This window comes from Deinococcus arboris, from assembly GCF_009755355.1.
Lineage (GTDB): Bacteria > Deinococcota > Deinococci > Deinococcales > Deinococcaceae > Deinococcus > Deinococcus betulae.
Genome location: NZ_WQLB01000019.1, coordinates 57,453 through 70,545, shown reverse-complemented (window position 1 = coordinate 70,545; position 13,093 = coordinate 57,453). Strand labels below are relative to the sequence as shown.

The window sequence follows — 13,093 nt, the reverse complement described above, 5'->3', positions numbered from 1 at the left end:
GGGAACAAAGGTTGAACAGAGCAGGAACAAACCCGCCTGCACCTGCCTCTGCCAGCGCCTCTTCTGAACCAACGTGGTCCGAGAGGCCATCTCGGCTCAGTTGGTTTCGTCCTCCTCCGGGTCACGGGTCTGGACAGGTTGAACGGGGGCATGTTGGCGGTCCTGAGTGGCGCGCGGGTCGCTTTTCAGGTCCTCACGGGTCAGCTTGATTTCAATAGGCCCGCCACCAAAGTTCAGGCTGCGCTGCGGAAAAGGAATCTCGATGCCGGCCTCGTCCATCGCAATCTTGATGCGGCGGTTAAATTCGCGGCCAATGGCGTACTGGCTTTTGGGCTGCACCTTAAACAGCGCGCGCAGCGTCACGCCGTCAGGGGCCAGCCGCGTGACACCCTGCACCTCGGGCGCTTCCAGAAAAAAGCCCTTCCATTCTTCTTCCTCGTAGATCTCGGTGCTGACGGCCTCCAGGACGCGCAGGGCGTCGTCAATGCTGGCAGCGTAGGTCACGTCCACGGTGGCAACCACCCGCGACCAGTCCTTGCTGCTGACACTGACCGTCAGAATCTGCCCGTTGGGAATGATGTGGACCGTGCCGTCCAGCGCCCGCAGAGCAGTCACGCGCAGATTGACCCGCTCCACGTTGCCTGAAAGCAGGCCGTTATTCACACTGATAACGTCCCCCACCCCATACTGGTCTTCCAGCAAGATAAAAAAGCCGTTGAACACGTCTTTGATCAGGCTCTGGGCGCCAAATCCCACCGCCAGACCCAGCACCGAGACCCCGGCCAGCAAACTGGTGGCGTTCAGCCCCAGCGCCTGCAGAGCGGCAATCAGCCCGATGATGACCACCACCACCCGCAAGGTGCTTTCCACCACGCCCTTCAGGGTCTGCACCCGCACAGTGCGGCGGCTGAATTCTTCGGCGGGCACGATACGCCCAGTCAGCGCCCCAATCAGATGCCAGGCAATCATGGCCAGGGCCACGACCACCACCAGCTGGCCCGCTGTATGGCGGAAGCCGGCGGCGATATCACGCCCCAGCTCGAACAGCAGCGGCACGCTGGGCAGGTAGGCCACGTAGGTCGCCACCGCCAGCCAGCTCAGAGCCACGCCCAGCCCCCACACCCAGTTCAGGGGCGCCACCAGACGGCGCGGCATATGGGGCTCTAACAGCCGAATCAGCAGGCGGCCAAACCGGTAGATGGCGTAGGCGGCCACAGCAGTCAGGGCGAGGCCCACCCACACCTGAGGTTTCACAATTTGAACGCTTAACTCCGCCAGCATGCCGCCCACCTTCTCATGAGGAGGTGAGGATTGACTAGACCCGGCATGGTGTCCTGAGGAGGAGCGAGCGCCAGCCGAAAGTTGACATCTCTGCTTGCCCATAGAAAGAGGTAGAGCTCTGCTGGGAGAGGGCCCTCAACGCCAGCCGGTCGCCTCCATCCCTTGTCTCTAAACACAGGGAAAGTGACTCGCCCTGTTCACTGCATCCGCATGGAAACTTTGTCGCCAACGATAGGGGCGGAGTCTGACCTGTCGCCGACTCCGCCCCAACCAACTTCCCTGTCCCTCCGCTCTCTAAGCTGGGGCTGTCCCCTGTGCCTGCTCGGCAAAGGCCGCTTCCAGACGCGGAATCAGGTTGGCCTCATGGGCGCGCTGGGCACGCAGCAGGGCATTCTTGACCGCGCGGGCGTCGGCGCTGCCGTGGCCAATGAACGCCAAGCCCCTCACGCCGATCAGCAGGCTGGCGCCGTAGGTGCTGGGGTCCATCCGCTCGGCCAGGCCGCGCAGCGAGCCGCGCACCAGCAAGGCGCCCAGCTTGCTTTTCAGGCTGCTCGTCAGGGCCTCACGCACCCAGCCGAACAGCACCTTGGCTTCCCCCTCAGCCAGCTTCAGGACCACGTTGCCGGTAAAACCGTCGGTCACCACGATGTCGGTGGTGTTCAGAAAGATGTCGCGGCCTTCCACGTTGCCGTGAAAGTGAATGCCCTGGCCGTGCAGCGCCCGCAGCAACCCGTGGGCTTCCAGCACCAGCGCGCTGCCCTTGTGGTCTTCCTCGCCAATAGACAGTAGGCCCACGCTGGGAGCCTCACGGTCTTCCACGACCCGCAGGTACACGGTCGCCAGCTGCGCCCACTGGGCGTAGTAGCTGGCCTTCACGTCGGCGTTGGCGCCCACATCCAGCAGGGTGGTAAAGCCGCCGCGCGCCGGCAGATGGGTCAGGATGGCGGGCCGCTCCACGCCGCGCACCCGCCCCAGCGTGAGCAGGGCAGACGCCATCGTGGCGCCGCTGTGGCCCATGCTGACCACGGCACACGCCCGGCCTTCCTTGACCAGCCGGGTGGCTACGCTGATGCTGGCCCCGGTGCGCCGCCGCACGTCGCTGGCGTGCTCGTCCATGCCGATCACGTCGGGGGCGTCCACGACCTCGATAGGCAGGCCCGCACTGCCCGCGTGTTTGCCCAGTTCGGCGTGCAGGGCGACCCGGTGCCCCACCAGCAGCACACTCACGCCGGCGCGGGCTGCCTGAACTGCGCCGTCCACGTTGGGCGCGGCTCCGTGGTCGCCACCCATCGCGTCCAGGGCGACCGGCAGCTTGCCCGCCGCTGGATCAGCGGTCATCGCTGTCGCTTAGGGCCGCCGAGGCGTAAAAGGGCCGGGGGTCGGCACCTCGCTGCTCGCTGGGGAGGCGGTAGCCGGGGCGCTCGACGTGCTCGCGGATGTCCTTGAAGTCAACGTACTGGTCCGCCGCGTTGCGCAGCTCGTAGCTGGTCATCTCGGCAATGCTGGCCACCACGACGCGCTTGCCCCGCGCACGCAGGACTTCCACCGGGCGCTCAAAGTCGCCGTCGCCGGTCAGCAGCACCGCCGTATCGAAGCGGTCACTGGTGCTGAGCAGGTCGGTCACAATTTCGATGTCCAGGCTGGCGCGGCGGTAGGTGGCGCCACTCTCGTCGGTGGCCTCGCGCAGCGGGCGGGTACGCACCGTGTAGCCCATGTAGGTCAGGGCGTCGGTAAAGCGCTTTTGCTTGTCGTCTATAGGGACCGGGACCGCCGTGTAGTAAAAGGCGTTGTGCAGCGCGCCCTGCGCCGCGAAGTAGTCCAGAATCTTGCGGTGGTCAAAGTTCCAGCCCAGTCGCTTGGCCGCTGCGTAGACATTTGCGCCGTCAATAAAAAGTGCAATTCGTTCCATCTGATGTTCTCCTGTGTAACCGCCGCGCGCCCCGGTGGGCAGACGACGTTCGGGCGTCAGGATACCTGAAGACGGAACGCTCCTGATTTCAGAGGCAGATCGTACATCCCCTTTCCGCATCTGCCAGTTCTGCTGCGCCGCTTTGGGTGTGCCTTATCCCTTATTTTCAGTGCCCTTCCAGGTCCGGCTGAGTAAGTAGTGTCTCTTCTCCATTCATCACCACCGGGTACTGCCCCTCTTCCTGCAGCGCGGTCCAGACCTCGGCCCGCAGCCGCGCGAGGTCCACTCCCGCGTAGCTGGGCGGCAAGGCGTCCAGATACCGCTCGGCCTTGAAAAAGTTGCGGTGACTGTGGCTGCCGTGATGCCAGCGTTTGTGAAGCGCGGCGGCCAGCAGAATCAGCGCCTGATAAAAGTCGCGCTCCTGGCCCCCCGCCCCCTGCCAGGGCCCCTCCCAGGCTTCGTGGGCTTCCCACCATTCACCCCGCGCAAACAGCGCCGCGCCCCGCTGAAAAGCTTCAGGATCACGGACGGACTCGGCCATGCTCCCAGGCTAGCGCGCTCACCTCTTCGCAGACCGCTCCGCATTCCCAGACATTGCACCCCAGGTCACTACGATTAAACAAGTGGTGAGCCTTTTCTCCATGCACGCCCTATCCCACAGCGGCCCCGGCGGGCGTATCATCGGGCCATGAAGCCAGTCGAACTGACCGACAGCACCTTTAACGACGAAATCGGCCAGGGCTTGACCCTGGTGGACTTCTGGGCACCCTGGTGCGGCCCCTGCCGAATTATCGCGCCGGTGATTGAGGAACTGGCCAGCCAGTACGAAGGCCGCGTGAAGATCGGCAAACTCAACGTGGATGAAAACCCCGTGACCCAGGGCCAGTACCGTGTCATGAGCATTCCCACCCTGATTCTGTTCAAGGACGGCCAGCCCGTCGAAGGGGTCGTGGGCGCCCAGCCCAAGCGCGCCTTTGAGGCCCTGCTGGACAAGCACAGCGCCGCAACCGCCAGCGTCTGAAGTCACCTCGAAGAATCGGGCCGCCACAGCTCTGGCGGCCCTTTTGCTGGTCTTAGAGCCTCACAACGTCCGGCGGAGTCCAGGCGTGCAGGGCCTCACCGAGCAGCACCTCGCCGTCAGGCCAGTCGCCGTGGCCGCTGGCGACATTGATATGCCCCGCCTCGCCCGCCGAGACGTATTCGGCGCCCCAGGCCTCTGCAAACGCCTGGGCGCGCTCGGCGCTGGCGTAAGGGTCATTCTCGCTGGCAATCACCAGCGCTGGAAACGGCAGCGCAGTCATGGGCACGGGGGCCATCCCGGCCACCCCCGGATAGGCCTCATAGGTGGGCGTGAAGTCGGCGTCGGTGGGGCCGACCAAAAGCGCCCCCTTGACCCGTTCGTGACCGCCCGTCAGCGCCGCCCAGTGCACGATATTCAGCACCCCGCACGAGTGTCCCACCAGTACGAGGTCGCCGGGCGTGGCGTCAATGACCTCCTGCAAGCGGGCCGACCACGTGGCCGGGGTGGGCTGATCCGGGTCGTCCTGCCGCACGCGCGCCGCGCCGAACTTGTGCTGCCACAGGGTCTGCCAGTGCTCTGGCCCGCTGTCGCCCAGGCCAGGCACGATCACAAGGGTTGGGGTCATAGGGTGATGGTAAGGGGTGAAGGGGCAAAGGAGAGGAAGATCTGACGGCGGCGTCCCGTTTTCCCCTGGAGATCAGGGGACGCCCCAATACCACGAAGGCCGTTCTCTTCGGCAGTCACTCCAAAATAGCGGGGGGCCAAGAGCTTCACTTGTCCTGGAGACCGCTGTCAGCCCAGCCCTTTTACCCCCCGGACGCTTCCAGCAGTTCCACCTGCCGCCCGTCAGGGTCCAGCACGAAGGCCATGTCGCGGCCACTGGGGCTGGGCTGCAGGTCGCGGGTGACGGTGACGCCCTGCGCCCGCAGCATAGGCAGCAGATCGCTAAGGCCAACGACGTGCAGGGCAATATGTTCAGCCCAGTGAGGATGTGGCGCTGGCCCCTCTCCTGTCACCTCGAAGAATTGCAAGCGGCCTTCACCCAGACAGACCACCGCGCGGCCGTAGCCTTCAGGCGTGGTCAGTTGCTTCTCTACGGTGCCGCCCAGACGAACGTAAAACGCCAGTGTGGCCGCCAGGTCGCGGGTCAGAAACGAAACGTGCTTGAGCATCGCCCCAGGCTATACGGTGGGGCGCATGTCTCCCCCACCCTGGCGGCTGCGTGGTCAGGCCCTGGTGGCCGTCTATGGCCGCCCGGACCCCGGCGCCCTCCTGCTGCTGCGCTACGCGGCCTCGCCGGTGGGCCCTTACGACGAGGTGATGTGGGTGACGCTGGGCGCCCCCAGCCCCGCCGGACCGCGCCCGCAGGTGACGCGCATTGCCGTTAGTACGCCGCAGAGCGTGACGTGGGGCCGGGCCAACTGGGGCATTCCCAAGACGCTGGCGCGTTTCGAGTGGCAGGGCACGCCGGAAAGGGGCCAGGTGCGGGTCTGGGAGGACGGACAGCTGCTGACCCACCTGGCCTTTCAGCAGTTCGGGCCGGCGCTGCCGGTCTCCACTGGCCTCGTTCCGGCCCCCCGGCGCACACTCGCCCAGCCGCGCCTGGACGGTCAGGCCGGCTGGTGGCTGACCCAGGTGAACATGACCGGGCGCGTGCGACCTGCCCGGCTCAGCGTGATTCAAGGGGCAGCCCTGCATCCGGCCCTCGAAACAGGTCGCCCCCTCCTCACTGTTGCCCTGCCGACCACCCACCTCCTCTTCCCTGTCCCTACCCCTGCCTGACCGGTCGTTCGGGGGCAACCATCCCCGCCGGGCAGTGAGATAGTGCGCGCATGGAATACCGCAAGTTGCTGGGCACCGACCTGACCGTCAGTGCGGTGGGGTTCGGGGTGTGGACCGTGGGCACGACCTGGTGGGGCGTCAAGGACGAGGGCATGGGCAAGGCGCTGCTGCGAGAAGCGTTTGACCTGGGCGTGACCTTCTTTGACAACGCTGACACCTACGCTTCGGGCCGCGCCGAAGAGTTGCAGCGCGAAGCCCTGGCCGATGTGCGCGACCAGATCGTCATTGGCACAAAGTTCGGCTACGACATCTACAACCACCCCGAACGCGCCGGCCAGCAGGAGCGCCCGCACGACTGGTCCCCCCAGCATCTGCGCCGCGCCCTGGAAGGCAGCCTCAAGCGCCTGGGCACTGACCGGATTGACTACTACCAGCTGCACAACCCCCGTATGGACGCCATTGCACCCGGAACGGCGCTCGCAGACGACCTATGGGCCGAGCTGGACAAGGCCAAAGCCGAAGGGCTGATCCGGGCCTACGGCACGGCCCTGGGCCCGGCCCTGAACGAGCGGCAGATTGAAGAAGGCATTGCCAGCGTGCGGGATCGCCGCGCACCCACCCAGATTATTTACAACCTGCTGGAGCAGCTGCTGGGCGAACAGATTCTGCCCGTGGCCGAGGAAGTCGGCGTGGGCATGATGGCCCGCGTGCCACACGCTTCGGGTCTGCTGGAAGGCTACATGAGCCTGGAGACCGAGTTTGAGCCCGGCGACCACCGCAACTGGCGCATGACCACCAACGCCCGCCGCAAAGCCTGGATGGAAGACGGCCTGAAGAAGGTTGAGCAGCTTCAGGACGCCGTGATTGACGGCAAAGGCCGGACCATCGGCCAGTTGGCGCTGCAATTTGCGCTGCGTTCTCCGGCGATGGCGAGCGTGCTGCCCAACATCTACTCCTCGGACGGCCTGCGCGAGTACGCCGCCACCTTTGACGCTGCGCCTCTGACCGATGAGGAATTTGACGCCATTCAGACCCTCTACCGCGCCAACTTTGGCCTGACCCACGACCTGCGCGGTCAGGCGGTGGCCCAGTGAGTGGTGAACCCGTAAGCGGCGAGCGTCCAGAAGGCCAGCGCCCCGAGGGAGCACCGCCCGCTGCGGGTGGGCGTCCGGCAGGCGCGCCGGGTGGTCGCCCAAAAATGATGGTAGACCTGGACCCCAGCGGCCAGGTGACCCAGAGAGAACCGGACCGCGCCCAGCGGCAGTTTCTGAACTACGCCTTTTTCAAACTGGACCCCGCCTTCCGCCGCCTGCCCCAGAGCGAGCGTGAGGAGATCCGGGCCGAGTTTCTGGCCGCCGCCCAGGGCTGGGTGGAGGACGCCCCCGTCGAGAAGGGTCTGATTCAGCGCCCCTACTCGCTGGTGGGAGTGCGCGGCGACGTGGACTTCATGCTGTGGCGCATCGCCTTTGACGTGCGCGAGTTTCAGGAAGCCCAGGGCCGCCTCAACCGCACCCGCTTGATGGGCTACCTGACCCAGCCGTACAACTTCGTGTCCATGAACAAGCGCAGCCAGTACGTCAACCGCGTGGAAGGCAGCGGGCACGGCCTGGAAATTCTGCCGGGGCAGGGCAAGTTCCTGTTCATCTACCCGTTTATCAAGACGCGCGCCTGGTACGACCTGACGCCGCACAGCCGCCAGGGCATGATGGACGAGCATATTTTCGCCAGCGGTCCCTTTAAGGGTGTGCGGATTAACACCAGCTATTCCTACGGCATCGACGACCAGGAATTCGTGGTGAGCTTTGACTCCGACCACCCGCAGGAATTTGTGGACCTCGTTCACCGCCTGCGCTACACCGAAGCGAGCATGTACACCTTGCAAGACACGCCGATGTTCACCTGTGTGAAAAAGGATTTGAGTGAGGTGCTGGCCGACCTGGGCTGAAGCCAGTCTATGCAGCGGTCCATCCTGGGGCAACGCCTGGGGTGGATTTTTTCTGACCCTGGACGCCACACTGGTCCCCGCCATGCCGCCCCATGAAGTCTTCGAGGTGCCCCGTCTTCAGCCGCACGAGGTCGGCGCGTGGGTGGACGATTGGCTGCGGCAACCCGGCGGCAATGTGCCTCTGGCCGATGGTCTGCAACTGGCCCCGCGCCGCTGGGAGGCGCCGCAGCGGGTGCCTGTCCATTCCCTTCGGCAGGCCTGTGGACCCGAACCCGAGATGGAATACCACGAGCCTGTCGAGCGGTAGTCAGACCGTGTAGCCACACTGGCCCAGGCTGTTCGGGCAGGCACCCGGTTCGCGCCCCTGGCAGCGGCGCGGGACCGTTCTGTCAGTTCGTGACGGTAGCCACCGCGTTGAGGCGCTCCCACAAGCCTGGATTCTCATCTAGCCGGACGAGCGACCTGCTCCATGTAGAGGCTTGCGGGCGCCTCTCCCTGGCCCGAATGCCCGCTTAGGCCGTCAGCACCTCAAGCGCGCGGTCCAGGGCTTCATCGTCAATCTGGTGGTGCAGGACAAAGCGCACCGACTCTGGGCCCAGGGCGTTGGCCAGCACGCCGCGCTGTGCCCAGGCCGCCGCACGGCCCGCCGCGCCCGGCACCGCGGCATACACGATGTTCGTCTGCACGGCCGCCAGGTTCACCTCAAAGCCGGCATTCACTAGGGCTTCGGCCAGCACGTGGGCGCGGCGGTGGTCCTCGGCCAGCCGGGCGGGGCCTTCGCGCAGGGCCACCAGCGCGGCGGCGGCCAGCACCCCGGCCTGCCGCATGCCGCCGCCCATCATCTTGCGGTAGCGGTGCGCCTGTTTCATGGCAGCGGCCGAGCCGGTCAGCACACTGCCCACCGGAGCCCCCAGACCTTTGCTGAGGCACACGCTGACCGTGTCGAACATTCCGGTTATCTCATGCAGCTCCACACCTAGGGCCACCGCCGCGTTGTAGACGCGCGCGCCGTCCAGATGGAAAGGCAACCCCTCCTTAGTGGCGACCGCACGAATCTGGTGTAGCACCTCTGGCGGAATGATGGTGCCCCCGGCCTTGTTGTGGGTGTTTTCCAGCACGATCACGCCGCTGGGTGACTGGTGAACACTACGCCGCACTGCTACGCGCACATCCTCTGGCGCCGGCACCCCCAGCGGCGCAGGCACAAAGCGCGGCACTACGCCGCTGAAGGTGGCCATCATGCCCAGTTCCCACTCGTAAATATGCGAGCCTTCGGCGCAGATGACCTCCTCGCCCCGGCGGGTGTGCAGGGCGATGGCCACCTGATTGGTCATGGTGCCCGACGGCATAAAGAGGCCAGCCTCGTGCCCGGTCAAGCGCGCGACCTCGGCCTGTAGGGCATTCACCGTGGGGTCTTCACCGTAGACATCGTCGCCCACCGGGGCCTGGGCCATCGCCTCGCGCATGGCGGGCGTAGGCGTAGTGACAGTATCCGAGCGCAGGTCAGCCAGAACGGGCAAGGTCATGCGCTGGATGCTACGCGCAGAAGCTCCAGGAGGGTAAGTGTCGTCCAGCCGGCAGGGCTCAGGAATTAAACCGTCAGAGAAAGAGAGACAACGAAAAACCCCGCGCGCGGCGGGGCTCTTTGGTGCGGATGCCCAGACTTGAACTGGGGACCTCACGCTTATCAGGCGTGCGCTCTAACCAGCTGAGCTACACCCGCGCACCTTGTTGTTCGCTCACCCTTACCGGGCAGGCGGGCATAAATGTACCAGGGCCGCCCGGGACTGTCAACGCCTGCGCCCCCGCCTCTTTAGCGTAGCCACAGCCCCGGCGTGCCGACCGGCGGGGTCAGGTTGGCGTGAACGTCCAACGCGTAGCGGTCGGTCATGCCCGCCAGATAGTCGCAGACGGCGCGCGGCAGGCCCTGCTCTGCACGGGCGCGGAAGCTGGGGGGCAGCATGCTGGGGCGGCGCACCAGGGCTTCAAACAGGGTGGTCAGGGTGCGGGTGGCCTGCTCCACCTGCATCTCCACGCGCCAGTGCCGGTACAGATTCTCGCGCAGGTAGGCGCCGGTTTCGCGCAGGCAGCCGCGCATCTGGGGACTGTAGGTGATGAGCGGCGTGGCGTGCGCGCGCACGGCCCCTGGGCTGTCCACGCCGCTGGCCACAATGGCCGCGTGGCTGGCCTGGGTCAGATCACGGATGAGGGTGCCCAGCAGGCGGCGGTGCAGGGTCCGGCGCCCCTGCTCGGTCAGGGTGTCGCCCTCTATCCCTGCGCCCGCCGTCAAGTCGCGCCACAGCGGCAGCTCGCGCAGGCCTGCGTGGGTCAGCAGGCCGCTGCGCAGGCCGTCGTCCAGGTCATGCGCGGTGTACGCCAGGGCGTCGGCGGCGTCCACCAGTTGCGCCTCCAGGCTGGGGCGACTCAGGCCCGCGCGGTCGTGCTTGTTCAGGCCGTCCAGGGTGTCATGGGTCAGGTTCAGACCGGCGTATTCACCCTTGGGCCGCTCCAGTTCGGTGACAATGCGCCGGGCCTGGGTGTTGTGGTTAAAGCCGCCGTCCCCGGCCATCAGGGTATTGAGGACCCGCTCGCCCGCATGCCCGAAGGGAGGATGCCCCAGGTCGTGCGTCAGGGCGATGGTCTCGGCCAGGGTCTCGTTGAGGCCCAGCGTCAGGGCCACGCTGCGGGCCACCTGACTGACCTCCAGCGTGTGGGTCAGGCGGGTGCGGTAGTGGTCGCCCGCCGCCGAGAGAAACACCTGCGTCTTGGCCTCCAGGCGGCGGAAGGCCGTGGTGTGCAGCACCCGGTCACGGTCTTTCTGAAAGGCGGTACGGGTCTCGCTTTCGCGCTCGGGGTGTTCGCGCGTGGCGGCGCGGCTGAGGGTGGCGTAGGGGGCCAGCGCCGCAGCCTCGCGCGCCTCCAGCTCCGCTCGGGTGACCATGCCCGCAGTGTAGGGCGCTGCCCGGTCCGGCGGGCCGTGCATTACAGTTGCCGCAAGATGAGCAGCGACACGCGGGTGATCTACGACGGCCATATCGTGCGGCTGGAGGTGCTGGACGGCAAGTGGGAGGTGGTGCGCCACGACGACGCCGTGGCGGTGCTGGCCCTGAACGAGCACGGAGAGATGCTGCTGGTGCGCCAGCAGCGCCGGGCGGTGGGCCGGGTCACCCTAGAGGCGCCGGCCGGCCTGATAGACGGCGGCGAAACCCCCGAAGCAGCCGCCCGGCGGGAACTTCAGGAAGAGGCCGGGCTGGACGGCGACATGACCCTGCTGACGCACTTTTACAGCAGCCCCGGCTTCTGCGACGAAGCGCTGCACGTCTTTGAGGCCACCAACCTGCGCCCCAGCAAACTGCCCCACGACGAGGACGAGGAAGGTCTGGAGGTGGTGTGGCAGCCGCCCGCGCAGGTGCTGGCCGGCCTGCGGGACGGCTCGGTGGCTGGCAGCGCCTCCACCGTCACGGCGGCGCTGTTTGCCCTGCAGCGCCTGGCGGAGCGCGCGTGAAAACCTACGTTTCCCCGGCCCAGCGACCGAACACGGCCACCGCCGTCGCCATCGGCTCGTTTGACGGGATGCACCTGGGGCACCAGGCCCTGATTGCCCAGCTCAAGGCCAAGGCGCGCGAACACCGCGTCCCCAGCGTGGTCTACACCTTCGACCCGCCCACGCGCGTGCTGACGCAGGGCGTCGAGTTTCTGTCGACCCTCCCCGAGAAGCTCGATCTGCTGGCGCGCTACGGGATAGACGAGACGATTGCGGCGGCCTTTACTCCCGAGTTTGCCGCGCGGCCCAAAGACGCCTTTTTAGATGACCTGCGCACCCTGCGCCCGCAGGCGATTGTGGTGGGCGAGGACTTTCACTTTGGCCGGGGCCGGGCGGGCAGCGTGGAGGACCTGAAAACCGTGGCCCCCGAGGTCGTGGTGGTGCCCATTCACGGCCTGGGCGGCGAGGACATCAAAAGCACGCGGGTGCGCGAATATCTGCGGAGCGGGGATGTGGACGGCGCCCGCCGCCTGCTGGGCCGCCACTACGACGCGCAGGGGGTGGTGGTGCAGGGGGACCGCCTGGGCCGCACCCTGGGCTGGCCCACCGCAAACCTTCAGGTGCCGGACGGCAAGGCGCTGCCGCTGGGCGTGTTTGCCGTGGTGGTGCAGGGCGACCACGGCCGCTGGCATGGCGTGGCCAACGTGGGCTTCCGGCCCACCGTGGAGGGCCGCACCCGACGCTTTGAGGTGCACCTGTTCGACTTCGGGGGCAACCTGTACGGCGAGGAATTGCAGGTCAAGTTCTTCACGAGGCTGCGCGGCGAGCAGAAGTTTGCCGGCCTGGACGAACTCAAGGCCCAGATTGCCAGAGACGCCGAGGCCGCCCACGAAGCCCTCAAGGATGTGCGCTGAAGCGAACAGGCACAGTCTGAGACAAGCGCGGCCGTCACGGCCAGCCGGCCGAGTACACCTGTAGAGAAGGCGTGCCCTACGGGACGCCCATGAACCTGCACTGAGGCGCCGCGACTGAGTGAGGTCCACCTCCTTCGCCCGGCAGCAGTGAGGAGCCAGAGAGGTTCCCTGGGATCAGGCTGATCCCAGCCGCTGCCACTCGCGCCAGGCCGGCAGCGCCGCGCGCACCGGACGCGGTGGCCGCAGGGTTTCTACCAGCGAAGCCCGGTAACCCGGCCCGTAACGGCCTTGCACCCACTGCTCGTGGGCCTGAAGGGCTGCGCGCACCTGCCAGCGGCCCAGCGCCAGCGGCACAGGTGTGTCGCCCAGCGTGAAGGTCTGTGTGCGGCGGCCAAAATGCAGCGGCCCAGAGGGGGTGAGCAGCGTCAGGCCCGCGCTGTGCAGCGACAGACAGTCCAGCGTGTAGAGACTGCTGCCCTGCGCCGCCGGCGCCTTCCGAAAGCCCCGCAGGCTCAGGTCCCCCTGCCGGGCGTCCACCCCCAGAAACCAGAACTGGGCGGTCAGTGGGCACCCACGCACGACATGAAATCTTGCCATATTACTGAGAATAGAATATCATTATCGCTGTTGCGATGAGGCGCTGAGAGATGAGTGCCGGGCATCGCCCCAGTTGAAGGCACCACACACCGGCTGCTAGAAGCCCCCACAGTCCACTGGGCGTGACCCCACAGGGCACCTCCGCCCGCGTGCGAGAAGG

The 13,093-nt window shown here is 66.6% G+C and carries 16 protein-coding genes and 1 tRNA gene; 7 read left to right on the top strand and 10 right to left on the bottom strand.

All coding sequences use genetic code 11. From position 1 onward, the window contains the following. Positions 1–96: 96 nt before the first annotated feature. The 4 genes from GO986_RS13940 to GO986_RS13925 all read right to left on the bottom strand — a co-directional run bounded on the left by GO986_RS13940 (position 97) and on the right by GO986_RS13925 (position 3,731). On the bottom strand, positions 97–1,281 hold the full coding sequence (locus tag GO986_RS13940; RefSeq protein WP_157459897.1) for a mechanosensitive ion channel family protein: 1,185 nt from the start codon (positions 1,279–1,281) through the stop codon (positions 97–99). A 294-nt stretch (positions 1,282–1,575) separates the two neighbouring features. Then, positions 1,576–2,619, bottom strand: coding sequence for a phosphate acyltransferase PlsX (gene plsX, locus GO986_RS13935; RefSeq protein WP_157459896.1), 1,044 nt, complete (start codon positions 2,617–2,619; stop codon positions 1,576–1,578). Continuing rightward, positions 2,609–3,190 carry a LabA-like NYN domain-containing protein gene (locus tag GO986_RS13930; RefSeq protein ID WP_157459895.1) on the bottom strand — a complete coding sequence of 194 codons (582 nt, stop codon included), beginning with the start codon at positions 3,188–3,190 and terminating at the stop codon, positions 2,609–2,611. The genes plsX and GO986_RS13930 overlap by 11 nt, the downstream gene beginning before the upstream one ends. Before the next feature lie 166 nt (positions 3,191–3,356). After that, entirely contained in the window at positions 3,357–3,731 is a 375-nt protein-coding gene (locus GO986_RS13925; RefSeq protein WP_157459894.1) for a DUF309 domain-containing protein, read from the bottom strand. 111 nt (positions 3,732–3,842) lie between these two features. On the opposite strand from GO986_RS13925, the gene trxA reads away from it, so the two are divergent. Further along, a complete protein-coding gene (gene trxA, locus GO986_RS13920; RefSeq protein ID WP_224577268.1) occupies positions 3,843–4,211 on the top strand; it encodes a thioredoxin in 369 nt (122 codons plus the stop codon). A 52-nt stretch (positions 4,212–4,263) separates the two neighbouring features. Here the strand turns inward: trxA and GO986_RS13915 are convergent, their stop codons facing one another. Together GO986_RS13915 and GO986_RS13910 are read right to left on the bottom strand one after the other, a co-directional pair. After that, on the bottom strand, positions 4,264–4,836 hold the full coding sequence (locus GO986_RS13915) for an RBBP9/YdeN family alpha/beta hydrolase (protein WP_157459892.1): 573 nt from the start codon (positions 4,834–4,836) through the stop codon (positions 4,264–4,266). Positions 4,837–5,017: 181 nt separating this feature from the next. Then, on the bottom strand, positions 5,018–5,383 hold the full coding sequence (locus GO986_RS13910; RefSeq protein WP_157459891.1) for a VOC family protein: 366 nt from the start codon (positions 5,381–5,383) through the stop codon (positions 5,018–5,020). A 25-nt stretch (positions 5,384–5,408) separates the two neighbouring features. Here GO986_RS13910 and GO986_RS13905 point away from each other — a divergent pair, with 25 nt between their 5' ends. From GO986_RS13905 to GO986_RS13890, 4 genes are all read left to right on the top strand, one after another. After that, complete coding sequence (locus GO986_RS13905; protein ID WP_157459890.1) at positions 5,409–5,993, top strand: hypothetical protein; 585 nt, start codon at positions 5,409–5,411, stop codon at positions 5,991–5,993. A gap of 50 nt (positions 5,994–6,043) precedes the next feature. After that, positions 6,044–7,087 carry an aldo/keto reductase gene (locus GO986_RS13900; RefSeq protein ID WP_157459889.1) on the top strand — a complete coding sequence of 348 codons (1,044 nt, stop codon included), beginning with the start codon at positions 6,044–6,046 and terminating at the stop codon, positions 7,085–7,087. Positions 7,088–7,191: 104 nt separating this feature from the next. Further along, positions 7,192–7,938: a chlorite dismutase family protein gene (locus GO986_RS13895; RefSeq protein WP_157459936.1), complete on the top strand. Its 747-nt coding sequence runs from the start codon at positions 7,192–7,194 to the stop codon at positions 7,936–7,938. Positions 7,939–8,020: 82 nt separating this feature from the next. Continuing rightward, positions 8,021–8,245 (top strand): hypothetical protein, encoded by a 225-nt coding sequence (locus GO986_RS13890; RefSeq protein ID WP_157459888.1) that lies wholly within the window; start codon positions 8,021–8,023, stop codon positions 8,243–8,245. 205 nt (positions 8,246–8,450) lie between these two features. Here GO986_RS13890 and GO986_RS13885 read toward each other — a convergent pair whose 3' ends face one another. From GO986_RS13885 to dgt, 3 genes are all read right to left on the bottom strand, one after another. Then, positions 8,451–9,464: a threonine aldolase family protein gene (locus tag GO986_RS13885; RefSeq protein WP_157459887.1), complete on the bottom strand. Its 1,014-nt coding sequence runs from the start codon at positions 9,462–9,464 to the stop codon at positions 8,451–8,453. 120 nt (positions 9,465–9,584) lie between these two features. After that, a tRNA-Ile gene (locus tag GO986_RS13880) sits at positions 9,585–9,661 on the bottom strand. Positions 9,662–9,751: 90 nt separating this feature from the next. Continuing rightward, positions 9,752–10,879 (bottom strand): dGTP triphosphohydrolase, encoded by a 1,128-nt coding sequence (gene dgt, locus GO986_RS13875; RefSeq protein ID WP_157459886.1) that lies wholly within the window; start codon positions 10,877–10,879, stop codon positions 9,752–9,754. Positions 10,880–10,936: 57 nt separating this feature from the next. Here dgt and GO986_RS13870 point away from each other — a divergent pair, with 57 nt between their 5' ends. Then, the gene (locus GO986_RS13870; RefSeq protein WP_157459885.1) at positions 10,937–11,443 is read left to right on the top strand and encodes an NUDIX domain-containing protein; all 507 of its coding nucleotides are present in this window, start codon (positions 10,937–10,939) and stop codon (positions 11,441–11,443) included. Continuing rightward, positions 11,440–12,336 (top strand): riboflavin biosynthesis protein RibF, encoded by an 897-nt coding sequence (gene ribF, locus GO986_RS13865; RefSeq protein WP_369409378.1) that lies wholly within the window; start codon positions 11,440–11,442, stop codon positions 12,334–12,336. The genes GO986_RS13870 and ribF overlap by 4 nt, the downstream gene beginning before the upstream one ends. A 174-nt stretch (positions 12,337–12,510) precedes the next feature. Here ribF and GO986_RS13860 read toward each other — a convergent pair whose 3' ends face one another. Further along, entirely contained in the window at positions 12,511–12,933 is a 423-nt protein-coding gene (locus GO986_RS13860) for a hypothetical protein (RefSeq protein WP_157459884.1), read from the bottom strand. Positions 12,934–13,093 lie beyond the last annotated feature (160 nt).

Excerpts from the sequence above, each read along its gene's own strand:
- plsX (WP_157459896.1), bottom strand. The coding sequence starts at position 2,619 with ATGACCGCTGATCCAGCGGCGGGCAAGCTGCCGGTCGCCCTGGACGCG.
- GO986_RS13860 (WP_157459884.1), bottom strand. The coding sequence starts at position 12,933 with ATGGCAAGATTTCATGTCGTGCGTGGGTGCCCACTGACCGCCCAGTTC.
- GO986_RS13910 (WP_157459891.1), bottom strand. The coding sequence starts at position 5,383 with ATGCTCAAGCACGTTTCGTTTCTGACCCGCGACCTGGCGGCCACACTG.
- GO986_RS13930 (WP_157459895.1), bottom strand. The coding sequence starts at position 3,190 with ATGGAACGAATTGCACTTTTTATTGACGGCGCAAATGTCTACGCAGCG.
- GO986_RS13915 (WP_157459892.1), bottom strand. The coding sequence starts at position 4,836 with ATGACCCCAACCCTTGTGATCGTGCCTGGCCTGGGCGACAGCGGGCCA.
- GO986_RS13925 (WP_157459894.1), bottom strand. The coding sequence starts at position 3,731 with ATGGCCGAGTCCGTCCGTGATCCTGAAGCTTTTCAGCGGGGCGCGGCG.
- dgt (WP_157459886.1), bottom strand. The coding sequence starts at position 10,879 with ATGGTCACCCGAGCGGAGCTGGAGGCGCGCGAGGCTGCGGCGCTGGCC.
- GO986_RS13900 (WP_157459889.1), top strand. The coding sequence starts at position 6,044 with ATGGAATACCGCAAGTTGCTGGGCACCGACCTGACCGTCAGTGCGGTG.
- GO986_RS13870 (WP_157459885.1), top strand. The coding sequence starts at position 10,937 with ATGAGCAGCGACACGCGGGTGATCTACGACGGCCATATCGTGCGGCTG.
- GO986_RS13940 (WP_157459897.1), bottom strand. The coding sequence starts at position 1,281 with ATGCTGGCGGAGTTAAGCGTTCAAATTGTGAAACCTCAGGTGTGGGTG.
- GO986_RS13905 (WP_157459890.1), top strand. The coding sequence starts at position 5,409 with ATGTCTCCCCCACCCTGGCGGCTGCGTGGTCAGGCCCTGGTGGCCGTC.
- GO986_RS13895 (WP_157459936.1), top strand. The coding sequence starts at position 7,192 with ATGATGGTAGACCTGGACCCCAGCGGCCAGGTGACCCAGAGAGAACCG.
- GO986_RS13890 (WP_157459888.1), top strand. The coding sequence starts at position 8,021 with ATGCCGCCCCATGAAGTCTTCGAGGTGCCCCGTCTTCAGCCGCACGAG.
- GO986_RS13885 (WP_157459887.1), bottom strand. The coding sequence starts at position 9,464 with ATGACCTTGCCCGTTCTGGCTGACCTGCGCTCGGATACTGTCACTACG.